Consider the following 21,135-nt stretch of genomic DNA (forward strand, 5'->3'; position numbering starts at 1 on the left):
CAATACGACAGGCTACCTGAAAAAGTTTTCAGGTAGCCTGTGTGGGTTTGGGCTATTTGCTGTCGCTGCTGCCGCGACGTGAAAACTGGATGCCGAGCTGTTTGAGCTTGCGGTAGAGGTGGGTGCGCTCGAGCCCGACTTTCTGCGCCACTTTGCTCATGTTGTGGCCTTCTTGGGCAATATGGTATTCGAAATAGCGCCGCTCCAGGTCTTCGCGCAGCTCGCGCAGGGGCAGGTCGAAGTTGAAGCCGCCCACGAGCTCGGAGGGTTGGCTGGGGGCAAACTGGCTGAGCACGGCCTGCACGTTTTCCAGGCCGATTTCTTTGCTCTCGGCGGTGAGCATGATGCTTTTCACCACGCTGCGCAGCTGCTCGAAATTGCCGGGCCAGTCGTATTGGCGCAGGGCGTTGAGTGCGGCGGTATTGAATTTGACGGCGGTTTTGCGGCTCTCGGAAAATTCCTGAATCAGCTGTTCCACCAGAAAGACGATGTCTTCCGGCTGGCTGCGCAGCGGGGGGATGCTGACCATGATGGTGGAGAGGCTGTTGAGCAGGCGGCTGTCGTAATCCGGGCTGGTGAGCAGGTCTTGCACGGGCTGGCTGCAGGCGCAGATGATGCGCACGTTGTAGCGGTCGGCCTTGCCGAGCAGGAAGAGGATACCTTGCTGGATGCTTTTGCCGTATTGGGCGATGTCGCCTAAGTAGAGCACGCCGTTGCTGGCTTTTTGCAGCAACTCGATGGGGCTGCTGCTGATCTGCTCGATTTTGCTGGGCTCCACCCAGGGGGCGTTGCCGGTTTGGAAGTAGTGCGCCACCATTTCGAAGGGGGAGCCGGGCTCGCCGGCCAAGAGCACGGGGGCTTGGGTGCGGGCGGCGCGTTCGAGCTGCTGGTTGAGCTGTTTGACGGCCTCGCTGGTGCCGAGTTTGTCCAGCGACATGGTGGAGGCGGCCTGCATGGCGCTGTGCTTGAAGGCGCGTTCTACGGCGGCCAAGAGCTTTTGCAGGGCGATGGGCTTTTCCAAGAAATCCAGCGCGCCGATTTTGGTGGCTTCCACGGCGGTGTCAATGCTGGCGTGGCCGCTCATCATCACCACGGGCATGTTGAGCTGGCCGGATTTGGCCCACTCCTTCAGAAGTGTAATGCCGTCGCAATCGGGCATCCAGATATCCAGCAGCACCATGGTGGGGCGGGTCTGGTTTCGCAGTTGGCGGGCTTCTTCGGCGTTTTCGGCCAAGGTAACCGAATAGCCTTCGTCTTGCAGGATTTCCGACAGCAAATCGCGGATGCCCACTTCGTCATCGACAATCAAAATATCACTGCTGCGCATCGTTTTCCATCAGTAGGGGTAAAGTAATTTTCACACAGGCGCCGCCTTCGGGGCGGTTGGCCAGCGATATGCGGCCGTTGTGTTCGTCTATGATTTTTTTCACCACGGGCAAACCGAGGCCGGTGCCGCCGGGTTTGTCGGTGATATAGGGTTCGAAGGCTTGGCGGAGCATGTCTTCGCTAAAACTTTTTCCGTTATTGCAGATGGTTAGGACGATTTTTCCGTCTTCTACTTCGGTGGCGACGCCAACTTTCGGCTGCTCGTCGGCAGCGGCGGCTTCGGCGGCGTTTTTCAGGATGTTGTGCAAAACCTGCCGCATAGCGCCAGCATCTGCTTCGATTACGGCTTCTATATTACTGAAATCGGCGCTAAATGTACAATTTGAGCCTTCATACAGCACCAGAATTTCTTCGATTAGGCGGTGCAAATCGATTTTTTCCAGCTTGAGTTTGGGGGCTTTGGCGTAGTTGCGGAAGGCTTCGACCATGTCTTTCATGGCGGCCACTTGGTTGATGATGGTGTCGGTGGCGCGCGCGAGCATGGCGGCGTCTTTGCTGCCGAGCTTGCCGCCGAGTTTCCAGGCCAGTCGTTCGGCGGAGAGCTGGATGGGGGTGAGCGGGTTGCGGATTTCGTGCGCCAGGCGTTGTGCCACTTCGCCCCAGGCGGCTTCTTTCTGCGCCTGCACCAGTGCGGTGACGTCGTCGAACACGAGCACGGTGCCGGCGCCGTTGTCTTCGGGCAGGGGGGTGGCTTTGCCCAGTAGGATGCGCGATTCGTCGGGGGCGGCGTAGGTGAGCTGCACGGGTTTGCTGCTCTTGGCGGTGTCGAGGATGGCGAGCAGGGCTTGTGCGGCCAGCGCGGGGGCGACGCCCAGATGCTGCCATTCGTGGAGGTTGCGCTCGCGGCAGGGCTCCAGGTTGAGCATGAGGATGTGTTCGGCGCTGCTGTTGTAGGTTTTCAGGTAGCCTTTTTCGTCGAGGGTGAGCACGCCGCTGGTGAGGCTGGAGAGTACGCATTCAAGATAATGGCGGGCAGCTTCTTGTCGACTGTATGAGGTGTTGAGCTCGGCGGTCATGTGGTTGAACAGGGTGGTGAGGCGGCCGAGCTCGTCGTTGCGGTATACGGCGAGCTGCTGGGAATAGTCGCCCTGCGCCACGGAGCGGGCGCCGGCGGCTAGGGAGAGGATCGGCGCGGTGAAGCGTTGGGCGAAATAGAGGGCGATCACGAGCGCGAGCAGGATGGCCAGCAGGGTGGCCATCAGCAGGGTGAAGAGGAAGAAGGTTTGCAGGCCTTGTTTGGCATAGCTGATTTCGGCATAGCGGGCGCGGGCGGCTTCAATCAGGGTGGCGTCGTCGGCCACCTGTTTTTGCACGGGCTGGCGGAAGAAGAGGATGTAGTGTTGGCCGTGCAGCTCGGGCAGGGCGAGCCAGCCTTGGGCATAGAGCGTGTTGCTCACGCTGGCCAGACTGCGGGCGGTGCCGGTGCTTTGCACTTCTTTGAGGATGTCTTGGGTGAGTTCGGGCTGGGGCAGGGTGTCGGCGCCGGACTGGCGGTATTCGGCGGCAGGGGACATGTTTTGCGTGTCGAACAGCGCCAGCTGGGCGAAACCGCTGTTTTCGGCCAGCTGGCCCAATGCTTGGCGCGCGTCTTGTTGCAGCGACATTTCGCCGATTAAGGCTACCTGAATTCCGGCGGCCTTGCGCACGGAAGTATCCAGCGCCAAATCCAGCGCCGATTTGCTCAGGCTCAGGCTGCGCTCCAGCGCTTCTTCGGTTTCGTTGCCAAACCAGGAATTGATGCTGTGCGAAATAAACTGCGCTGACACACCGAATAAGAACAGGCCGGGCAAAATCGCCACCAGCATAAACATCAGCGCCAGGCGGGTGGCAATTTGCGAGCCGAACACCCGTTGGCGCCGGCTGTGCCACAGTTTCCACAGCTGGGAAATCAGGATGGTGAGCAGAATGCCCAAAAGGGCGGCGCTGAAGGTGAGAATCCACCAGAAATACTGCGCCAGCTTGCTGGCGTGGCCGGTGGCGAGCGCCAACACATACAGAGCCAGTATGCCCAGAACCGCAATGAAAATCAGCAGACGGCGCATCGTTTCCCCTTCTACTGGCTGATGAGCAACTTGCGCCAGCCGGAATCAATCTGCCAGCTCTTGGAAGTTTCACCGTTGATTTGGAACGGGCGGGGCAAATCGCTGATGCTCAGGCTCAGGCGCACATCGGCGGCCACCTCGGCAGGCGCGGTGCCGGAGAGCGCACCTTTATCGAGCACCTGCCAGTTGGCTACTGCGCCAACGGCCCTCAGGGCGGTGGGCAGGGTACCGTATTCGGTGGAAAAGGTGCCCACGCTCACGCGGTAGCGGTCGGTGAGCGGGTGGTAGGCCAGCTTATAGTTGATGGTTTGCGGGGAACCGACCAGCTGGCCGAGCCGCCAGCGGTAGGCGGCCAGCGTGGGCGATTGCAGGCGGTAGCTCAGTTGGAAGTTGAGCGGCACGCCTTGCTTGAGGGCTACCTGAAGCTGCTCGGGCAGCTCGGTTTGAAAGCGGCTGTTCACCGACAGGCGGCCATCTGCCGTGAGTGTGGCGGTGGAGCGGGTGGCGCTGATGCCGTCTGCCTGTGCGCCCACGGTTGCGAGAGCCAGCAGGCAGCAGGCCAGCAGGCTAAGCAGTTTTGTCGATAAGCGCGTAATAGAAGCCATCTTGATGCGGATTGGGTAATAGGGTTTCGCTGCGCCGGCAGGAGGAGTCGGCGTGGCGTTGCAAAAAGGCTTGCAGCTGGCTGCCGGTTTCTTCGTGAAACAGCGAGCAGGTGGAAAACAGCATGCGGCCGCCGGGCTTGAGCGTTTGCCACAGGGCGTCGAGCAGGCCGGCCTGCTGGGCGGCGGTGTTGGCGGCATCCTGCTCCCGGCGCAGCCATTTGATGTCGGGGTGGCGGCGCACCACGCCGGAGGCGGTGCAGGGCACGTCGGCCAAAACGGCGTTGAACGGCGAACCATCATAACACGAAGCCCATTGCCGTGCGTCGGCGGCGTGGGTTTCGGCGTGCAAGCCGAGCCGCTTGAGGTTGTCGCGCACTTGTTGCAGGCGTTCGGGGGCGATGTCGAGGGCGGTGAGCTGGCAGTCTGCCCATTCGAGCAGGTGGCCGCTTTTGCCGCCGGGTGCGGCGCAGGCATCGAGCACGCGTTCGCCGGGCTGCACGTTGAGCCAGGCGGCGGCCTGTTGCGCGCCCCAATCTTGCACGGATATGGCGCCTTCGGCAAACAGGGGCAGGGCGGATACGGGCACGGGCACGGCAAGCATGACGGCATGGCTGCCGAGGATTTCGCCTTGCATGTCTTGCGCGGCCAGGATTTTCAGGTAGCCTTCCGCGGTGGTGTAGCGGCGGTTTATGCGCAGGGTCATGGGTGGGCGGCTGTTGAAGGCTTCGGTGATTTGCTGCCAGTGGCCGGGGTAGTCTTGCTGCAGGCGGGCGAGCCACCAGCCGGGCAGGTTGTGGCGGCCTTCGGGGCTTTGCCGGGCTTGCTGCATGAGGCTGTCGCGCTCGCGCAGGAAGCGGCGCAGCAGGGCGTTGGTGAGGGCTTTGTATTGGCCTTTGCCGATTTTGCCGGCGGCGCGCACGGCTTCGTTGACCACGGCGTGGGCGGCGTTGCGGCTGTAGGCGAGCTGGTAGAGCGCCACCAGTATCAGGCTACGGATGTCGGCGCGGGGCAGGGGTTTGTTGAGCATGAGGCCGAGCAGGGCGCGTAGGCTACCTGAAAAACGCTGGCAGCCGTAGGCGATGTCTTGCAGGGCGCCGCGTTCTTGCGGGGTGAGTTGCGGGTGGGCGTGCCAGATTTCGGCCAGCACGTCGGAGAGGTTGCGGCCGGCTTCGACGGCGGCCACGCTGTGGGCGGCGAGGGTTTGGACGTTGGCTAGGCTCATGCGTTTTCCGCTCCGAAGCGGCTGCCGGCGGCAACGGGGTGGCCGGCCAGGAAGGCGGCGGCTTCCATACGGGCGCTGCCGGCGGGTTGCAGGGTTTGGATGAGTAGGGAACTGCTGCCGCAGGCTACCTGAATGCCGTTTTTATCGGCTTGCAATATGCTGCCGGATTGGCCGCCGGCTGCGCAGATTTGCGCCGACCAGATTTTCATCGGTTTGCCGCGGTAGTTGCACCAGGCGCCGGGCACAGGGTTGAAGGCACGGATGCGGCGTTCGATGGCTTCAGCGGGCTGGCTCCAATCGATTTCGGCATCGGCTTTGCTTAATTTGTGGGCATAGGTGATGCCGTGTTCGGATTGGGGCTGGGCAGTGCGTTGTGAAAAGTGTTGCAAATCGGCAACAATAGCGCGGGCGCCGATGGCGGCCAGTTTGTCGTGCAGGGTTTGCGCGTTGTCGGCGGGGAGGATGGGGCAGGGGTGGCGGCTGACTACGGCGCCGGTGTCGAGCCCGGCGTCCATCTGCATGATGCAGATGCCGGTTTCGCTGTCGCCGGCTTCGATGGAGCGTTGGATGGGGGCAGCGCCGCGCCAACGGGGCAGCAGGGAGGCGTGGATGTTGAGGCAGCCGTGGCGCGGAATATCCAGCACGGCTTGCGGCAGCAGCAGGCCATAGGCGGCCACGACCATCACGTCGGCTTCGAGCGAACGCAGCATTTCCTGCGTGGCTTCAACTTTCAGGCTTTCGGGTTGGGCTACCTGAAAACCGAGTTCGAGCGCGGCTGTTTTCACCGGCGAGGCTTGCAGTTTCATGCCGCGGCCTTTGGGGCGGTCGGGCTGGGTGAGCACCAGCGGAATGTCGAACCCGGCTTCGGCGATGGCGCGCAGGGCGGTGGCGGCGAAATCGGGTGTGCCGGCAAAAATTACTTTTCGAATCATGATTTTCAGGTAGCCTCTTGCTGTGTTTACAGCGTGTGTTTGTCGAGTTTTTTCATTTTGGTTTTGATGCGTTCCTGCTTCAGGCGCGACAGGTATTGCACGAAAACTTTGCCGTCGAGGTGGTCGATTTCGTGCTGGATGCAGATGGCCTGCAGGCCGTCTGCATGGATGGTGTAGGGCTGGCCGTCAAGATCCAGCGCTTCGGCTACGATGGTTTCGGCGCGGGTGACTTTGTCGTACACGCCGGGCACCGACAGGCAGCCTTCTTCATACACGGTTTCGCCGTTGCGCTCGAGAATCACCGGATTGATGAGCACTTGCAGCTGGTCGCGGCTCTCAGACAAATCCATCACCACCACGCGCTCGTGTACGTCCACCTGGGTGGCGGCCAGGCCGATGCCTTTGGCCTCATACATGGTTTCGGCCATGTCGGCCACCAGTTGTTTGATGCGTTCGTCTACCTTCTCCACCGGCTTAGCCACCAGGTTCAAACGGGGGTCGGGATAGCGCAGAATGTTCAGTAAAGCCATTTGATCTCTCTCTTCAGTGTGTAAGATAGTTACGTTCTTGTTACGGTTGTAACGGTTTTTTCGCCTGAATACTGGCGCAAGATACCTAAAATGTTCTATGATTCCGTTAATTTCATCAACAACAACGTAAATAAAGCGTTATCAGGTTCGTTAATCCTAAAGGGAAGCTCTCTCATGAGAAAACATATTATAACCTTGCTTTGCGCCATTGGCTTGACTGTTTCCGCACTGTCCGCCGAGGCCGCGCCCAATCTGCGCGTGCGCCCCAACGCTCCCGCACGCTACACCGTGCGCAGCGGCGACACGCTGTGGGGTATTTCTGGCAAATACCTCTACCGTCCGTGGCAATGGCCGCGGCTGTGGGGCGCCAACCGCCGCACCATCCGCAACCCGCACCTGATTTACCCGGGGCAGGTCTTGGTGTTGCATTATGTCAACGGCCAGCCGCGCCTGCGCGTTGAAGGTGGCAGCATCCCCACCATAAAATTACAGCCGCGCGTACGTGAAACTTCTGCTGGCTACGGCATCTCCACCATCAACATCAACTATTACCGCATGTTTATGAAACATCCGCAGGTAATTGCCCGACGCACTACCCAAGACGCACCGCGTATCATCGCCGGCCCCGAAGGCAAAACCATGTACTCCTTGGGCGACCGCGTGTATGCCTACGGCATTACCCAGCCCGGCGAATATCTGGTTTACCGCCCGATTAAAGACATCCGCGATCCGGAAACCGGCAAATTCATCGGCCAGCAGGTTGTGTTCAGCGGCAAACTGGCCACCCTGCCGGTAACCAGCAGCGCCTTGGCCAACCGCTCTGAGCGCGACAGCCGAGAACTGCCGGATAACCAGTATTACACCCGCCTGCATCCGCTGGTGAAAGTGCCCACCGAAACCGCACAAGCCTTGCAGATTCGCGAGCAGGTGGCTGAAATCCGCGAAGGCGACTACCTGATGTATTACAACGGCGAGGAAAACGCCTTCAACATGATGCCGCATGCGCCGGATAACCAGGTGAAAGCCGTTATCGTCGACGTATTGGACGGTATCAGCGAAGCCGGCCAGTTCAGCACCATTACCCTGAACAAAGGCTTGGCTGATGGTTTGGACAAAGGCACGGTGTTGAGCCTGTATCGTCAGAGCCGCCAAGTGCGCACCGATGTGACCAACCGCCCGACCATCAAATACGTGAACATCCCGTCCGAAGAAATCGGGTTGGCTATGGTTTACTCAGTGGGCGAACATGTTTCTTCCGCCATCATTCTGGAATCTACCGCCAACGTATCTATTGGTAATTTGGCCACCGAGCCAGGTCATGATTTGGACGACATGGGTACCGAACATCGTCATGCGCCCAACACGCCGCAAGGCCCGTATGAATACGAGCACCACCAGTATGATCTCCGCAGCAATATCGATCCGACCCGCTAAGTGTTGATCTGTTCGGTCATGAGGCTACCTGAAATTTTCAGGTAGCCTTTTATTGGGAGAAAGGGCATATTCAAGTTAATTCAAAGGGTTTGGTTGGGCAATTCAAACTTGTTTCAGCATTGCTGTGTTTCGTCCGTCTGCGGCTTAAATGAAGGCAGTGATGGGGCAGACAGAGCGCATCAGAGTGGTCGCCGCTGTATTATTTTTGGGCGCGTCGATGTTTTCCCTGCGCCCAATTAAATCAACTGTGTTTTCAGGTAGCCTGCTTCATGCGGAAGAGGCTACCTGAAAACTGTCTGTAAGTTGGTGTGCAGCATTTCAAACGCTGTGGCTGGGTGCGGCATTTTGCCAAGGTGCAACGTTACTTCAATACCCTGTTCTTCACCCAAACCAAACAGGCTACCTGAAAGCCGGATAAACCGTTTTCAGGTAGCCTGTGTCTGCGGGCAAACGCTTAATCGTCGAGCTGATCAGCCCGCGCCAGGATGGTGCGTTTGCCGTTGGTGTCGGCAGGAGAGACGATACCTTCGGCCTCCATCTGATCCACCAGCGTGGCGGCTTTGTTGTAGCCGATGCGCAGGTGGCGCTGGATGGAGGAGATGGTGGCTTTCTGCGTGCGTAGCACGATGGCCACGGCTTCGTCGAACAGCGGGTCTTTGGCGCTGCTGCCGATGCCGCTGTTGGCGTTGCTGAACAAATCGTCGCTGCCCACGCCGGAGGTGAGGATGTCGTCCACATAGTCGGGCGCGCCGAAGCCTTTGAGGTATTCGGCCACGCGCTGTACTTCGCTGTCGGCCACGAAGGCGCTGTGCACGCGCTGCGGATAGCCGGTGCCGGGCGGCAGGAACAGCATATCGCCTTGGCCGAGCAGGTTTTCCGCGCCCATTTGGTCGAGGATAGTGCGGCTGTCCACTTTGGAGGCTACCTGAAAAGCGATGCGGGTGGGGATATTGGCTTTGATCAGGCCGGTGATCACGTCCACGCTGGGGCGCTGGGTGGCGAGGATCAGGTGGATGCCGGCGGCGCGGGCTTTCTGCGCCAGGCGGGCAATTAGCTCTTCGATTTTCTTGCCGGAAGTCATCATCAGGTCGGCAAATTCGTCCACCACCACCACGATGTGCGGCAACCTGGTGAGGAGCTCGGGGTTGTCGGGGGTGAGGCTGAAGGGGTTGGTCAGGCGTTCGCCGCGTTCGGCGGCTTCTTTGATTTTCTGGTTGTAGCCGGCCAGGTTGCGCACGCCCACGTGGCTCATCAGGCGGTAGCGTTTTTCCATTTCGTTCACGCACCAGGTGAGCGCGTTGGCGGCCAGCTTCATATCGGTTATCACGGGCGCGAGCAAATGCGGAATGCCTTCGTAAACAGATAGTTCCAGCATTTTCGGGTCAATCATAATTAGGCGCACTTCATCGGGCGTGGCCTTGAACAGCAGCGATAAAATCATTGCGTTCACGCCCACGGATTTGCCCGAGCCAGTGGTGCCGGCCACCAAGAGGTGCGGCGCCTTGGCCAAATCGGTTACCACCGGCTGGCCGGTGATGTCTTGCCCCAGTGCCAGCGTGAGCTTGGATTTGCTCTCGGTAAACACCGGCGAATTGAACACCTCGCTCAGGCGGATCATCTGCCGCTTGGGGTTGGGCAGCTCCAAGCCCATGCAGGTTTTGCCCGGGATGGTTTCCACCACGCGGATGGCAGCCACGCCGAGCGAGCGGGCCAAATCTTTTTCTAAGTTAATCACAGAGTTGCCGCGCACGCCCACATCCGGCTCGATTTCGTAGCGGGTAATCACCGGCCCGGCATAGGCGTCCACCACGTTCACTTTCACGCGGAATTCGGCCAATTTTTCTTCGATTTTGATGCTGTTGTCCAGCAGCTGCTCCTCGCTCAGGATGGCGTTGCTGTCGTGTTGCGAGGGCAGCAGCAGCTCGTTCATCGGCACATGGTATTCGCCGTAATCGGTAAACGATACGGCGGGCACGGCGGAAACGGGCGTGGCTTCCGGCGGCAAATCGGGCAACGGCGGAATGCTTGGCGCGGCTGCCTGATTCTGCCACGCGGCATCGGCCGCGCCTTGCTCTAAGGCCTGCTGCCATTCGTTGCCGTCGTCGAATTCGATGCTGTTGTCGGCAGCGGGCGCTTGCTCGGCCAGCGAATAGTCGGGGCGGAAATGGTAGCCGCTTTCGACAGCGGGCTCGGCGGGGCTGCCTATCGGCTCGGGAGCGGCAAGGGCAGGCTCGGGCTGGTTTTCGCCAATCAGCCAGGGCGGATTAGCGTTGTCGGGAGCGGGTTGGGCGAAGAAGCTTGGTTGTTCGGCAGACAGCGCCGACTCCTCCTCGGCTGGCGGAGCGGGCTGCCCATCCGGCACGGTAGCCGGCTCGAACGGGGTAAAGCGGGTGGAAATCGGCGCCATGCTGCTTTGCGTCGGTACCACCGGCATTTTTGCGCCCTGGCTGTGGCTCACGCGCGCCGCGGCAGGAATCACGCTTTCGCGCACGGTTTGGCGCTTGAAGCGGCTGCGCTGGCGGTTGGCCGGGGCGTCGGTTTTGGCCAGGTTGGCCAAGATTTCGTCTTCCCCGATCACGGCCAAATCCAACTGCTGCTGCGGCACGGCTGCCGGTTCGGCACTCGGGCGGGGCTGCTGGCGCGCGCGCAGGCGCTGGCGCAACAGGTTGTTGCGGATGTCGTCGTGGCTGATGGTGTGCAGCGGTTCGGCCGGTTCGTCTGCCGGTGGCTGCGGCTCGGCCGGCAGGTGGGCTTGGATTTTTTCGCGCACATATTGCAGCGCAGGGTCGGCCGGGGTGATTTCTTCGCGCGGGGTTTCGGGTTGCGCCGGAGATTTGATCGGCCAGTTCAGCACCACGGTTTCCAGCGGTTTGGCTTCGGCGCTTTCCTGCTTGTGCAGCATGCGCGTGGCTTCGGAAAGGGAAATCACGGCCGGTTCTTCGTCGGGCTGCTCGGAATTTTCAGGTAGCCTGTGGCGGGTGGCCTCGGCTTCGGTGATCACCGGTAAATCGGGTGCCGGCTCGGAGAGATGGAAGGGTTCGGCCGCTTCATTTTCGTTTTCTTCGGCGGTCGGCGGCTGGTCGGCCGGCAGGGCGTGGGCTTCGGCGGCAGGTTCGGCGGTTTCGTTTTGGTTTTGAACGGTTTGCTCCGGCGTGGTAATGGCGGTTTCGTCTTCCGCTTCGGCAGCCAGATTGGCTTCTTCCGGGCTGAAAATCGGCAGTTCTTCTTGATTTTCGCTCACGTTGCGGCGGCGGGCTTTTTTACGGCTGCCCACGGTGAGCTGTTCGATTTTCTGGCGCAGTTCGTCTTGCACTTTTTGGTAGTGCAGCTTCACTTGGGTTTGCGCACGCTGCGGCAGCACATTGGGGCGGGCGGGCTGTTGCGGCGGGTTTCTTCTGTTGTTTCAAGCTGTTCCTCGTTGCCCTGATGGCGGTTTAGATAGGTCAGCTCCAGCAGCCATTCGCGCTCTTCCCGTGCGCGCCACCACAAGAGTGCGGCAATGCCGGCCAACAGCAGAATCAGCAGAAAAACTAAAAACATAAGCAGCGGCTCCCAAGTTTCGCGCAAAGGCTGGCATTTTAACGTGTTTGCGGCCGAAATTAAACCGCCCGCAAGAGGCGGGCGGCAGACAGGGTGTTTACAGCCGGATTTCGATGTTGTCGATTAGGCGCGTGCTGCCCAAACGGGCGGCGGCCAGCACCACCAGTTCGCTATCTCCCACATGGGCTACCTGAAGGCTGCCAGCGTGGCGGATTTCCACGTAGTCCACCTGCCAGCCAGCCTGCGACAGATTGGCAACGGCTTGTTTTTCCAAGCCGGCGTAATCGCGGCTGCCGGCTTCGACGGCGCGGGCAATAGTTTGTAATTCGCGGTAGAGCTGCGGCGCTTGTGCGCGTTCGGCTGTGTTCAGATATTGGTTGCGGCTGGAGAGTGCGAGGCCGTCGGCGGCGCGGCCGATGTCTACCGGCACGATTTGCAAGTTGAAGTTTAAGTCAGCCACCATGCCTTGGATGATGGCGAGCTGCTGGTAGTCTTTTTTGCCGAAGCAGGCAAAATCGGGCTGCACGATGTTGAACAGCTTGGCCACCACGGTGGCCACGCCGCGGAAATGCCCGGGGCGGAAGGCGCCGCACAATTCGTTTTGCAGGTTGGGCGGCTCGACGTTGTATTGTTGGGCCACGTGCGGATAGAGCTCGCGCTCGTCGGGCGCGAATATCACGGCCACGCCTTCGTTGGCCAGCTTGGCGGCATCCTGCTCCAGCGTGCGCGGATAGCGGTCGAAATCCTCACCTTGGCCGAATTGTAGGCGGTTTACGAAAATGCTGACCACAACCTGCTGCGCGCGTTTGGCCGCTTCGCGCACCAAGGCCAGATGGCCTTCGTGCAGGTTGCCCATGGTCGGCACCAGCGCCACGCTGCCGGCTTCTTTGCGCCAGGCGCGGAGTGCTTCGATAGTATGGATGATTTGCATAATGGTTTGCCCGATAAACAAAATGCGGCGCAGTATACTCCGCTGCGCGTGGGGAGGCTACCTGAAAACTTTTGTTTGGGTGATAGGGAGGCGGGTTTTGGGCGGGGAGGCAGGTATTGCCCAGCTCAAGTGAAACGTGTTGGGCTGTGTTGAAGGGCGATGGCGCAAAAGCCTCAGTCTTGCAGTTGGCTGAAGTATTTCTGCATCACGAGCAGGCTGGTGATGAGCTCTTGCTTGGGCTGAAAGAAGGGCTGCATATAGGCGTTGGCATTGCGGATGATGCGTTCGGCGGCTTGGGGGTGTTGGCGGTAGAAGTTGAGTTTTTCGTCGAAGTCGCTGTAGTCGGGCTGGAGGTGGACATAGTGGATTTCGGGTTGGAGATGGCCTTCCATGAGCCAGGTTTCATATACGGGGCTGGTCATGAAGCAGAGGGAGCGGGATGCCAATATCCATTTGAGGTTGGTGGCGACGTCGTTGCCTTCGATGCTGAGGATGTATTTGTATTGCAGCTGCTGGCCGACGCTGAGGAAGCTGCAGTGGTATGGCTCGTGGGCGGATTGTTTGAGTACGCAGCCGACGTCGCACAGGGGGTGGCTGTGGTATTGGCGCAGGAAGCGTAGGCGCTGTTCTTGGTGGGCGGCGCCGCGCCAGACGAGCCGGTCTTGTTTGGCGGCGAAAGGGGTGCGGTCGGGGTAGATGTAGAAGTGGCGCACGCTGTCGAGCTTGAGCAGGACGGAGTGTTGGTTATCTTTCCGGATGGGGCGGCTTTTGACGAAGGCGGGTTGGGCGGGGATGTGGGTAACGTCGCCGAATTCGTAGGCGAATCGGGCGCTGGCGGGGAAATAGCGCAGCAGGGCGGCAAGGTCGTAGTAGTAGGAAGAGATATGATCGCCGCGTTTGAACGCTCCGGCCTGCCCTATGGGGGTGAGGCTGCCTGAAATAGTAAATGGCTGATTTTGCTTGTTGTAATAATCAACTCGCTCGTGGATGTGCTGTTGGGTTTCAGCAGGCAGGTGGGCAAATTCGGCCAGCGCGGGTCCGATGGCTTTGGCGAGCAGGCGGTGCGGCAGCAAGCCGAGGGGGCTGTGGCGGGTGTAGTAGGCGAGTTTGTGCAGGCGGCGGTGGTAGATGCCGAGATCGATAGACATAGCGTTTAGCGGGCTTGCAGCAGTCGTTTGGCTTCCTGGCGTTTGAGCTTCCAGCCGTGGGAGCAGATGGGGCAGGCGAGGTAGTATTTGGATTCCATGCGGAACAGGGGGATGAAGAAGAGGGTGAATTTGGTGTAGGCGTTGGTGATGTGAAGGTTGACGCGGTTGTTGCAATTGCCGCAGATGCAGCTCTCGCCGCTTTCGCCAAGGTCGTCGAAATAGCCTTTGCTGCCGAAGATGAAAATCATGCTGTGCTTTCTGTTTGGAAGGTTGCCTGCTTGCTCCGGGTCGGCTGGTGTGCGGCCGACCCGGATGCTTGGCTTAAACGATTTCGGCTTTGGTGATGACCACGGGCTCTACGGGCACGTCGTCGTGGTAGCCGTGGCGTTTGGTGGTGACGCCTTCGATGGCGTCCACCACATCTTGGCCTTCCACGACTTTGCCGAATACGGCGTAGCCCCAGCCGTGCAGGCTGGGCTCGGTGTGGTTGAGGAAGGAGTTGTCTTTGGTGTTGATAAAGAATTGGGAGGAGGCGCTATGCGGGGCTTGGGTGCGCGCCATGGCAAGGGTGTATTTGTTGTTTTTCAGGCCGTTTTGGGCTTCGTTTTTGATGGGCGCGCGGCCGGGTTTTTCATGCATGTTTTCGTCCATGCCGCCGCCTTGAATCATGAAACCTTTGATCACGCGGTGGAAAATGAGGCCGTCGTAGAAGCCGTCTTTCACGTATTGTTCGAAGTTGGCGGCGGTTAGGGGGGCTTTTTCGTGGTCGAGCTCGATGCCGATGGTGCCGAAGTTGGTGTGGAGTTTGATCATGTTGGTTGGTCCTGTATGGGTGGGGGAAATGGGAAGAGGCTACCTGAAATTTTCAGGTAGCCTTTGTTGTGCCGGATTATTGTTTGAAGGCTTCGATTTGGATGTTCAGCTTCACTTGGTTGCTGACGATGCCTTGCAGGAAGTTCATGCCCCATTTGCTGCGGTCGATGGTGGCGCTGAAGTCGCCGCCGCATACTTGGGCGTTGGCGCGCTGGCTGTGGTAGCAGTTGAAGCGGTCGGCGTTGAGGCGCACGGGGTGGGTTTGGCCGAGCAGGGTGAGGCGGCCGTCTACGCTAGCGAGCTTGCTGCCGCGGAAGTTGAAGCGGGTGGATTCGAAGCGCATGTTGGGATATTGGGTGGCATTGAAGAGGTCGGCAGAGGCGAGGTGTTTGTCGAAGTCTTCGTTGCCGCTGCGCAGGTTGGCCACGGGGATGTCGATACTCACGCTGCCGCGTTTGGCTTGGGGGTTGTATTCTACGGTGCCGTTGAGGTTGTAGAAGCCGCCGGTGTTGGTGCTGGTGTTGAAGTGGTCAATGGCGAAGCGGGCGTTGGCGTGGTGGCTGTCGATTTTGTAGGTGTCGGCCTGGGCGCTGCCGAAGGCGGCGGCGAGGATGGCGAGGGCGAGGACTTGTTTCATGCTGCGATACTCCTGATGTGGTTGGGAAAACTACTGGGAAAGGATGCGCACTTGGCGGATGACGACGGGCGTGCGCGGCACATCTTGATACATACCGTTGCTGCCGGTGGGGGTGGCGGCGGTGTGGTTGAGGAATTCGTTGTTTTTCACGTTGATGAAAAATTGGCTGGTGGCGGAATGGGGCTGGGCGGTGCGCGCCATGGCAATGGTGTAGCGGTTATTTTTCAGCCCGTTGGCGGCTTCGTTTACGAGCGCGGGGCGAATGGGGGCTTTTTCGGCCATTTGGGCGGTGAGGCCGCCGCCTTGGATCATGAAACCGGGAATCACGCGGTGGAAAATGGTGCCGTTATAAAAGCCGCTGCGGGCATAGGCCAGAAAGTTTTCCACGGTTTTGGGGGCTTGCTCTTCGTTCAGGGCGAGCTCGATGTTGCCTTGGCTGGTTTCGAGCAGCACGCGGGTTTCGGCTTGGGCGGCGAAGGCGGCGCAGCCGAGCGCGGCGGCGAGAATGAGTGTGCGGAAGGGTTTCATGTTGTTTGCTAAAAAATGAAAAATCGGTAGGTGCGCTAGGGTAAAGGCTACCTGAAAATTTTGCAAGCTTGGCCAAAGCAATTCTTTCTTCCTGCTGCGTTATCTCGCCTTGCCGTATTGCCCATACTGTTTGCGGCTTACTGCCTGGCATGAAGAAAAAATGTCTTCAGCCGCAAGATGCACCGGATGGCTGTTTTTAGTACAGAAAATATTGATTGTGTTAAAATCGCCCGCTTTTTCTATTCCATTTTCCGCAGAGGCACACACCCATGATTTACACTTCCGGCATCACCATGCAGTTCGGCGCAAAACCGCTGTTTGAAAACGTATCCGTCAAATTCGGCGAAGGCAACCGCTACGGCCTTATCGGCGCGAACGGATCGGGCAAATCCACGTTTATGAAAATTCTGGGCGGCGATTTGGAGCAGACCAGCGGCGAAGTGGCGATTGAAAACGGCGTGCGGCTGGGCAAGCTGCGCCAAGACCAGTTTGCTTATGAAGATATGCGCGTGCTGGACGTGGTGATGATGGGGCACACCGAAATGTGGGCGGCGATGACCGAGCGCGACGCGATTTACGCCAACCCAGAAGCCAGCGAAGAAGACTACATGCACGCCGCCGAGCTGGAAGCCAAGTTCGCCGAATACGACGGCTACACCGCCGAAGCGCGCGCCGCCGAACTGTTGAGCGGCGTGGGCATAGACGAGAGCCTGCACAACGCCGTGATGGCCGAAGTCGCCCCCGGCTTCAAGCTGCGCGTGCTGCTGGCACAAGCCCTGTTTTCCAAACCCGACGTGCTGCTCTTGGACGAGCCCACCAATAACTTGGACATCAACACCATCCGCTGGCTGGAAGGCGTGCTCAACCAATACGACAGCACCATGATTATCATCAGCCACGACCGCCACTTTTTGAACGAAGTCTGCACCCACATGGCGGATTTGGACTACAACACCATCACCGTGTATCCCGGCAATTATGACGACTATATGCTCGCCTCCGCCCAATCCCGCGAGCGCGCGCTGAAAGACAATGCCAAAGCCAAAGAAAAATTGCAGGAACTGCAAGAGTTTGTGGCGCGTTTCTCTGCCAACAAATCCAAAGCCCGCCAAGCCACATCGCGCCTGAAACAGGCCGACAAAATCAAGGCCGAAATGGTGGAAGTGAAGCCCTCCACCCGCCAAAACCCGTATATCCGCTTTGAAACCGACGAGAAAAACAAGCTGCACCGCCAGGCCGTGGAAGTGGAGAATCTGGCCAAAGCCTTCGACAAAACCCTGTTTGAAAAACTGTCCTATATTTTGGAAGCGGGGCAGCGGCTGGCGATTATCGGCCCCAACGGCGCGGGCAAATCCACCCTGCTGAAACTCTTGGCCGGCGCGTTTGACGAAAAACTTTCAGGTAGACTCAAACCCGATTCAGGTAGCATCAAATGGGCGGAAAAAGCCACCATCGGCTATTACCCGCAAGACCACGAAAACGACTTCGACTGCGACATGGATTTGACCGAATGGATGCGCCAGTGGGGGCAGGAAGGCGACGACGAACAAGTGATTCGCGGCACACTCGGCCGCCTGCTGTTCGGCAGCAACGATGTCGTCAAAAAAGTCAAAGTGCTCTCCGGCGGCGAAAAAGGCCGTATGCTCTACGGCAAACTGCTGCTGCTGCGCCCCAACGTGCTGATTATGGACGAACCCACCAACCACATGGACATGGAAAGCATCGAATCGCTGAACATGGCCTTGGAAAAATACACAGGCACGCTGATTTTCGTATCGCACGACCGCCAATTCGTCTCCTCGCTCGCCACGCAGATTATCGAACTCGACGGCAAAGGCGGCTTTGAATACTACATGGGCGACTACGAAAGCTATCTGGCAAAAAAAGGCATCGAATAAGAAAAGAACATGAACGCCCATTTAAAGAAACTGCTGCAAAACCTGTTTGCACTCATCGTATTACCCGCGCTGGGCTGGTATATCACGCGCGGCGGCACGGTGGATGTGGTCGATACCGAAAATGCCCGCCGCAAAGGCCGTGCCATTGACTGGCTGTTTAACGAATTCGGCGTAACAGGCGTGTGGGGGCTGCTGGGCGCGACGTGGATTGTGTGCCTGATTTTCGCCGTCCGCTCGTATCGGGCGTGGCAGCAGGAGAAGCGGCAATAGATGATGGAGGCTACCTGAAAACGCAAAATCGGTTTTCAGGTAGCCTTTTTCAGATGGTTTCACAACAAGACAAAGAAAGAAAAAACATGTTCACACTCAACGGCTTCGGCACCACATTTGTTGGCGAATGCGATTATGAACCGGACGGCAGCTACATCACCACCGCTTGGATTGTGGCGTTGTGGATACTGCTGATTCCGCTGTATAGCGCGCGGATTTTGTCGGCGGATTCCACCCTGCTTTCCGGCACGAACTACCAAATCATCAAGCTGCCGGTTGATTGGCGGCAGGCAAGGCGGATATGGGCATACGTCCTCGGCATACCCGCGCTGCTTGCCCTATTTGTTTGGATGACGGACGTGCTGGATGCTGTGCCGTCGCCGGCAGGGCAAATCCTATTTTGGCTGGCAGCGGGAGCGATGCTTGCCTACGCCTTTCTGCCGTATTTCCTGCGTTATCGGGCCTGCAAGGCAATCGGGCTGCGCTATGGCGGGCTGAATGCCTCGCCCCTGACTTGGCTGATGCTGGTGTTGCTGGTGTTTGCCATCGGTTATGCGGCATTGTCCGGCGGCAATGCGTAGTGCAAGCAAGAGGCTACCTGAAAAACAGCCGGCTTGATTTTCAGGTAGCCGTTTGAACACGGAATGGAGATTATTAAGGCGGCTGTTCAGCCCAATTACGAATCAAACCATATCCTTCTCATTTCAGCGAGTAACTCGGGTGTAATCTCGTATCCCTGTGATTCCCCGATTACACTATCAATACCGCAATACGGGCACCAAGCAGTACAAACACCGTCATCCTCAGGAATAAAATCTTCATCTTTCAACTCGCTGGATGAATAAATACGCTGGCAATAGAAACAACCACACAATTGTTCTTTTTCAAGGGCAGATTTATTTTTAAAGCTGGCTGAATGGGCTTCAATGGCAATTTTTTTTAAATTTTGCATATTTTATTCTCTTCAATAAGGCTATATTCTGTTTAAGAAAAATCAAATGAATCTATATCATATTCTATTTTTAGTTTAGGTTGAAATTCTTGTTTTGTATCCAAGCTAATCAGCACTGGGCAGAAATAAACTCGCTCTTCGATAGGGATACTTGTCCTAGGGGCTCCTATAGATAATCCTTTAATTTCTGGTTTGCTGCGGCTATCATATTTTTGCAGATCTTCTAATTTAAAGCTAATACTACTATCATAAATACTGCCATCATAACTATCATTTTTAAATTGTTTTAAAAGAATTGGATCATTTCCTGAGTCATAGCGTACAAAACCGTCTGCAAACATTAATTCTAGCAGTTTGCCTGCTTGATAAAATTCCTCAGGAGCTTTCTCCCATTTGATTACTTGTTCAGGCATCAAACGAAGGCAACCTGCCACATAAAGCGATACTTCTGCCTTACTCAATTTAGCCAGTATATTGCGGTTGCTTACAGTGCAAACACGATATTCAGTAGGCTTTTCAGGCAGCAAGCGGATAGTAATACGTAATTTAGTTATCATAATTTTTCCCCCAAACTAATGGATAAGTAGCCATAGGTACAATTTGATAGCTAAGAAAATCATCGAGACAGCAGCCTACATAGCCACAAAGGTAAATCTTCAGCTGATTTGGATTTAAACTGCTCAGCAATTTGGCAGGCAGGCTTAGTTGAGATACATGTGGTCGAACACGGTAGCATTTTTTGCTGAAGCAGCGGTAATAAACCAATACTATGGTGTGCATTACAAGCTCCAATCATTATGAGCAAAGCCAGCACCAGTATCCGAGTAAAACCTACAACGCTGGTGGGTTTTGCAATCGGTTAAAAATTAAATAATGGGGTATGGGAATTATCGTTCCAGAACGGAACTTAAATAAAGCTGCGAACGAGCTAATGAGTTGCGTTTTCAGTATAAGGAAAAATCGGATTTAAGGCAAGCAGTAACGAAAATTATCAGGCAAACTATCGTAAAAATGGAACAAAACAGCCTAGGGAAAATAGCCTTCAGCCAGCCCAAATAAAACGGGACGGTTTTCAAAACCGTCCCGCCATTTTTTGGCCGTTTGCCTGTGATAGCTACCTTTGCCTTTTTTCTTGCGTTCCACCTTGTGCCGGAACAGGTTGGAGCGCACCAGCGCCTTGAGCGCGTTGTCGCGGATTTTGCCTTTGTTGGTTTGGTGTTTCATGGTTTTCCTTTGTGATGGAAACAGACGGGCGCGGATTGTATAGTGAATTAAATTTAAAACGCTACAGCGTTGGCTCGCCTTGCCGTACTATCTGTACTGTCTGCGGCTCGCCGCCTTGTCCCGTTTTAAATTTAATCCACTATATCGCGGGGCGGCGTGTGGTGAAAGGGTTTTACTGCGTTGCAGCTTGTGCTGTTGGGTAAGCTGTTGCGCTTATGTCGGGCAAGGGGCTACCTGAAAAATGCCGGGCAGGATGCTTGCCCGGCTGCGTTTTGGTTTTTCAGGTAGCCTGCCTGTCCGAGCGCCGTTCGCTGAAAAACTGCTGCAACAGCCGCGTGCTTTCGTCGGCCAGGATGCCGCCCAGCACGGCGGTGTGCGGGTTGAGCGCTTTGTGAGCAAACAGGTCGAGCACGCTGCCGGCGGCGCCGCTTTTGGGCTCGGCGGCGGCGTAAACCAGCCGGGCGATGCGCGATTGCATGATGGCGCCGGCGCACATGCCGCACGGCTCGAGGGTAACGTAGAGGTCGCAGCCGTCGAGGCGGTAGTTGCCGAGCTTTCGGCCGGCTTCGGTGAGGGCGAGGATTTCGGCGTGGTGGCACACGCTGTGCCCGCCGATGCAGGCGTTGGCGCCGCTGCCGATGATTTCGCCCTGGCGCACCACCACGGCGCCCACGGGCACTTCGCCGGCGGCTGCGGCCTGTTCGGCCTGGTGCAACGACTGCCGCATCCAATACGCCATTTCCTCTTGCGGCGGGAACACGGCCACGGGGCGGTGGGCGCGCAGGCGGCTGCGCCATTGGGCTTTTTCGGCATCGTTTAAATGGTCGGTACGCCCTTTGGCCAGCAAGACGAGTTGCCACAGGGTGGATTCGGTGATGGTGAGCCCGGCGGCTTTGAGCAGCAGGAAGGCTGCGGCGGGGCCGGTGCGGCGCAGGGCGGCGGTGTCGGCAATGCCGAGCCGGAGTAGGGTGCGCCGTGTTTGCGGGGCGAGCGGCGGGGTGGTAAGCGGGCGGGCGGTCATGGCGGGATGGGTTGGGAAAGCG

22 protein-coding genes and 1 pseudogene are annotated in these 21,135 nt (G+C 57.9%); 5 read left to right on the forward strand and 18 right to left on the reverse strand.

Features of this window, described 5'->3' with window-relative positions:
- Nucleotides 1-52: 52 nt before the first annotated feature.
- The 6 genes from LG371_RS10435 to def are packed head-to-tail and all read right to left on the reverse strand — an operon-like array spanning nucleotide 53 to nucleotide 6,717.
- Nucleotides 53-1,327, reverse strand: coding sequence for a sigma-54 dependent transcriptional regulator (locus LG371_RS10435; RefSeq protein ID WP_067591269.1), 1,275 nt, complete (start codon nucleotides 1,325-1,327; stop codon nucleotides 53-55).
- Nucleotides 1,314-3,428: a PAS domain-containing sensor histidine kinase gene (locus LG371_RS10440; RefSeq protein WP_067591271.1), complete on the reverse strand. Its 2,115-nt coding sequence runs from the start codon at nucleotides 3,426-3,428 to the stop codon at nucleotides 1,314-1,316. The genes LG371_RS10435 and LG371_RS10440 overlap by 14 nt, the downstream gene beginning before the upstream one ends.
- 11 nt (nucleotides 3,429-3,439) lie before the next feature.
- Nucleotides 3,440-4,033: a DUF4390 domain-containing protein gene (locus LG371_RS10445; RefSeq protein ID WP_225748439.1), complete on the reverse strand. Its 594-nt coding sequence runs from the start codon at nucleotides 4,031-4,033 to the stop codon at nucleotides 3,440-3,442.
- A complete protein-coding gene (gene rsmB, locus LG371_RS10450; RefSeq protein ID WP_225748440.1) occupies nucleotides 3,996-5,255 on the reverse strand; it encodes a 16S rRNA (cytosine(967)-C(5))-methyltransferase RsmB in 1,260 nt (419 codons plus the stop codon). The genes LG371_RS10445 and rsmB overlap by 38 nt, the downstream gene beginning before the upstream one ends.
- Nucleotides 5,252-6,187, reverse strand: coding sequence for a methionyl-tRNA formyltransferase (gene fmt / locus LG371_RS10455; RefSeq protein WP_067591280.1), 936 nt, complete (start codon nucleotides 6,185-6,187; stop codon nucleotides 5,252-5,254). The genes rsmB and fmt overlap by 4 nt, the downstream gene beginning before the upstream one ends.
- Before the next feature lie 26 nt (nucleotides 6,188-6,213).
- On the reverse strand, nucleotides 6,214-6,717 hold the full coding sequence (def, locus tag LG371_RS10460) for a peptide deformylase (protein WP_067591283.1): 504 nt from the start codon (nucleotides 6,715-6,717) through the stop codon (nucleotides 6,214-6,216).
- 174 nt (nucleotides 6,718-6,891) lie between these two features.
- Between def and LG371_RS10465 the strand changes: the two genes are divergently transcribed.
- A complete protein-coding gene (locus LG371_RS10465; RefSeq protein ID WP_067591286.1) occupies nucleotides 6,892-8,151 on the forward strand; it encodes a LysM peptidoglycan-binding domain-containing protein in 1,260 nt (419 codons plus the stop codon).
- 160 nt (nucleotides 8,152-8,311) lie between these two features.
- The gene (locus LG371_RS12280) at nucleotides 8,312-8,440 is read left to right on the forward strand and encodes a hypothetical protein (protein WP_255593129.1); all 129 of its coding nucleotides are present in this window, start codon (nucleotides 8,312-8,314) and stop codon (nucleotides 8,438-8,440) included.
- 165 nt (nucleotides 8,441-8,605) lie between these two features.
- Here LG371_RS12280 and LG371_RS12450 read toward each other — a convergent pair.
- The 8 genes and pseudogenes from LG371_RS12450 to LG371_RS10505 all read right to left on the reverse strand — a co-directional run.
- A pseudogene (locus LG371_RS12450) lies at nucleotides 8,606-10,492 on the reverse strand (DNA translocase FtsK); the annotation flags it as partial.
- A 989-nt stretch (nucleotides 10,493-11,481) separates the two neighbouring features.
- Nucleotides 11,482-11,691 carry a hypothetical protein gene (locus tag LG371_RS10475; RefSeq protein WP_225748441.1) on the reverse strand — a complete coding sequence of 70 codons (210 nt, stop codon included), beginning with the start codon at nucleotides 11,689-11,691 and terminating at the stop codon, nucleotides 11,482-11,484.
- A gap of 97 nt (nucleotides 11,692-11,788) precedes the next feature.
- Nucleotides 11,789-12,622, reverse strand: a complete 834-nt coding sequence (panC, locus tag LG371_RS10480) for a pantoate--beta-alanine ligase (RefSeq protein WP_067591588.1) — start codon at nucleotides 12,620-12,622, stop codon at nucleotides 11,789-11,791.
- Nucleotides 12,623-12,795: 173 nt separating this feature from the next.
- The gene (locus LG371_RS10485; RefSeq protein WP_225748442.1) at nucleotides 12,796-13,770 is read right to left on the reverse strand and encodes a glycosyl transferase family 90; all 975 of its coding nucleotides are present in this window, start codon (nucleotides 13,768-13,770) and stop codon (nucleotides 12,796-12,798) included.
- A 5-nt stretch (nucleotides 13,771-13,775) separates the two neighbouring features.
- A complete protein-coding gene (locus LG371_RS10490; RefSeq protein WP_082890710.1) occupies nucleotides 13,776-14,018 on the reverse strand; it encodes a zinc-ribbon domain-containing protein in 243 nt (80 codons plus the stop codon).
- A gap of 73 nt (nucleotides 14,019-14,091) precedes the next feature.
- Complete coding sequence (locus LG371_RS10495) at nucleotides 14,092-14,583, reverse strand: peptidylprolyl isomerase (protein WP_067591294.1); 492 nt, start codon at nucleotides 14,581-14,583, stop codon at nucleotides 14,092-14,094.
- 76 nt (nucleotides 14,584-14,659) lie between these two features.
- Complete coding sequence (locus LG371_RS10500) at nucleotides 14,660-15,220, reverse strand: YceI family protein (RefSeq protein WP_067591297.1); 561 nt, start codon at nucleotides 15,218-15,220, stop codon at nucleotides 14,660-14,662.
- A gap of 30 nt (nucleotides 15,221-15,250) precedes the next feature.
- On the reverse strand, nucleotides 15,251-15,748 hold the full coding sequence (locus LG371_RS10505; protein WP_225748443.1) for a peptidylprolyl isomerase: 498 nt from the start codon (nucleotides 15,746-15,748) through the stop codon (nucleotides 15,251-15,253).
- A gap of 269 nt (nucleotides 15,749-16,017) precedes the next feature.
- On the opposite strand from LG371_RS10505, the gene LG371_RS10510 reads away from it, so the two are divergent.
- The 3 genes from LG371_RS10510 to LG371_RS10520 all read left to right on the forward strand — a co-directional run bounded on the left by LG371_RS10510 (nucleotide 16,018) and on the right by LG371_RS10520 (nucleotide 18,497).
- Nucleotides 16,018-17,646, forward strand: a complete 1,629-nt coding sequence (locus tag LG371_RS10510; protein WP_225748444.1) for an ABC-F family ATPase — start codon at nucleotides 16,018-16,020, stop codon at nucleotides 17,644-17,646.
- A 9-nt stretch (nucleotides 17,647-17,655) separates the two neighbouring features.
- The gene (locus LG371_RS10515) at nucleotides 17,656-17,916 is read left to right on the forward strand and encodes a hypothetical protein (RefSeq protein WP_067591306.1); all 261 of its coding nucleotides are present in this window, start codon (nucleotides 17,656-17,658) and stop codon (nucleotides 17,914-17,916) included.
- An 86-nt stretch (nucleotides 17,917-18,002) separates the two neighbouring features.
- Nucleotides 18,003-18,497: a hypothetical protein gene (locus LG371_RS10520; RefSeq protein WP_225748445.1), complete on the forward strand. Its 495-nt coding sequence runs from the start codon at nucleotides 18,003-18,005 to the stop codon at nucleotides 18,495-18,497.
- A gap of 95 nt (nucleotides 18,498-18,592) precedes the next feature.
- Here LG371_RS10520 and LG371_RS10525 read toward each other — a convergent pair whose 3' ends face one another.
- From LG371_RS10525 to tadA, 4 genes are all read right to left on the reverse strand, one after another.
- Nucleotides 18,593-18,868 (reverse strand): hypothetical protein, encoded by a 276-nt coding sequence (locus tag LG371_RS10525; RefSeq protein ID WP_082890711.1) that lies wholly within the window; start codon nucleotides 18,866-18,868, stop codon nucleotides 18,593-18,595.
- A 32-nt stretch (nucleotides 18,869-18,900) separates the two neighbouring features.
- On the reverse strand, nucleotides 18,901-19,425 hold the full coding sequence (locus tag LG371_RS10530; protein WP_156503481.1) for a hypothetical protein: 525 nt from the start codon (nucleotides 19,423-19,425) through the stop codon (nucleotides 18,901-18,903).
- 469 nt (nucleotides 19,426-19,894) lie between these two features.
- Nucleotides 19,895-20,092, reverse strand: coding sequence for an alternative ribosome-rescue factor A (gene arfA / locus LG371_RS10535; protein WP_067591309.1), 198 nt, complete (start codon nucleotides 20,090-20,092; stop codon nucleotides 19,895-19,897).
- 280 nt (nucleotides 20,093-20,372) lie between these two features.
- On the reverse strand, nucleotides 20,373-21,113 hold the full coding sequence (gene tadA / locus LG371_RS10540; protein ID WP_067591312.1) for a tRNA adenosine(34) deaminase TadA: 741 nt from the start codon (nucleotides 21,111-21,113) through the stop codon (nucleotides 20,373-20,375).
- Between the last annotated feature and the right edge of the window lie 22 nt (nucleotides 21,114-21,135).

Origin of the sequence: Eikenella sp. Marseille-P7795 (genome assembly GCF_916618725.1) — a bacterium.
Taxonomy (GTDB): Bacteria; Pseudomonadota; Gammaproteobacteria; order Burkholderiales; family Neisseriaceae; genus Eikenella; species Eikenella longinqua.

Bases quoted from the DNA above. Each gene is read 5' to 3' on its own strand.
- LG371_RS10465 (WP_067591286.1), top strand. From the start codon at position 6,892: ATGAGAAAACATATTATAACCTTGCTTTGCGCCATTGGCTTGACTGTT.
- LG371_RS10445 (WP_225748439.1), bottom strand. From the start codon at position 4,033: ATGGCTTCTATTACGCGCTTATCGACAAAACTGCTTAGCCTGCTGGCC.
- LG371_RS10520 (WP_225748445.1), top strand. From the start codon at position 18,003: ATGTTCACACTCAACGGCTTCGGCACCACATTTGTTGGCGAATGCGAT.
- LG371_RS10435 (WP_067591269.1), bottom strand. From the start codon at position 1,327: ATGCGCAGCAGTGATATTTTGATTGTCGATGACGAAGTGGGCATCCGC.
- panC (WP_067591588.1), bottom strand. From the start codon at position 12,622: ATGCAAATCATCCATACTATCGAAGCACTCCGCGCCTGGCGCAAAGAA.
- tadA (WP_067591312.1), bottom strand. From the start codon at position 21,113: ATGACCGCCCGCCCGCTTACCACCCCGCCGCTCGCCCCGCAAACACGG.
- LG371_RS10515 (WP_067591306.1), top strand. From the start codon at position 17,656: ATGAACGCCCATTTAAAGAAACTGCTGCAAAACCTGTTTGCACTCATC.
- LG371_RS10495 (WP_067591294.1), bottom strand. From the start codon at position 14,583: ATGATCAAACTCCACACCAACTTCGGCACCATCGGCATCGAGCTCGAC.
- LG371_RS10510 (WP_225748444.1), top strand. From the start codon at position 16,018: ATGATTTACACTTCCGGCATCACCATGCAGTTCGGCGCAAAACCGCTG.
- LG371_RS10440 (WP_067591271.1), bottom strand. From the start codon at position 3,428: ATGCGCCGTCTGCTGATTTTCATTGCGGTTCTGGGCATACTGGCTCTG.
- def (WP_067591283.1), bottom strand. From the start codon at position 6,717: ATGGCTTTACTGAACATTCTGCGCTATCCCGACCCCCGTTTGAACCTG.
- LG371_RS10525 (WP_082890711.1), bottom strand. From the start codon at position 18,868: ATGCAAAATTTAAAAAAAATTGCCATTGAAGCCCATTCAGCCAGCTTT.
- LG371_RS10475 (WP_225748441.1), bottom strand. From the start codon at position 11,691: ATGTTTTTAGTTTTTCTGCTGATTCTGCTGTTGGCCGGCATTGCCGCA.
- LG371_RS10500 (WP_067591297.1), bottom strand. From the start codon at position 15,220: ATGAAACAAGTCCTCGCCCTCGCCATCCTCGCCGCCGCCTTCGGCAGC.
- LG371_RS12280 (WP_255593129.1), top strand. From the start codon at position 8,312: ATGGGGCAGACAGAGCGCATCAGAGTGGTCGCCGCTGTATTATTTTTG.
- LG371_RS10490 (WP_082890710.1), bottom strand. From the start codon at position 14,018: ATGATTTTCATCTTCGGCAGCAAAGGCTATTTCGACGACCTTGGCGAA.
- fmt (WP_067591280.1), bottom strand. From the start codon at position 6,187: ATGATTCGAAAAGTAATTTTTGCCGGCACACCCGATTTCGCCGCCACC.
- LG371_RS10530 (WP_156503481.1), bottom strand. From the start codon at position 19,425: ATGATAACTAAATTACGTATTACTATCCGCTTGCTGCCTGAAAAGCCT.
- arfA (WP_067591309.1), bottom strand. From the start codon at position 20,092: ATGAAACACCAAACCAACAAAGGCAAAATCCGCGACAACGCGCTCAAG.
- LG371_RS10485 (WP_225748442.1), bottom strand. From the start codon at position 13,770: ATGTCTATCGATCTCGGCATCTACCACCGCCGCCTGCACAAACTCGCC.
- rsmB (WP_225748440.1), bottom strand. From the start codon at position 5,255: ATGAGCCTAGCCAACGTCCAAACCCTCGCCGCCCACAGCGTGGCCGCC.
- LG371_RS10505 (WP_225748443.1), bottom strand. From the start codon at position 15,748: ATGAAACCCTTCCGCACACTCATTCTCGCCGCCGCGCTCGGCTGCGCC.